The 242-nt window shown below is 36.0% G+C and carries 1 protein-coding gene; it reads right to left on the bottom strand.

The genetic code is table 11. The features are described 5' to 3' along the window. Positions 1-242 (bottom strand): hypothetical protein (locus AAEY75_RS16790; protein ID WP_352260297.1); only part of this gene is annotated, 242 nt, incomplete at both ends.

The following is a 242-nucleotide window of genomic DNA, read 5'->3' as shown; positions in this document are numbered from 1 at the left end:
GTTATAAGGGCTGTTATTTAATAGCGCATTGAGAAATGACTCGCTGAGTAATAAATTGCTATTTAGCCATGTTTTAAGCTGCACTAGCCACGATGAATAAAGGTTTTTTGCGATTTCTTGATTGCTGTTTTTGAGTTGTTGATAGCTACTAAGTGCGGCTTCAAATTGGTGTTTTTTAAACTGCTGCTTTGCCGTATTTAATAGCGTATTTTGTTGTTTAGGCGATATGCTTTTTTCAGCAC

Source organism: Psychrobacter sp. TB55-MNA-CIBAN-0194, assembly GCF_040309505.1.
GTDB classification, from domain to species: Bacteria; Pseudomonadota; Gammaproteobacteria; order Pseudomonadales; family Moraxellaceae; genus Psychrobacter; species Psychrobacter fozii.
This window is presented reverse-complemented; position numbering and strand designations above follow the sequence as displayed.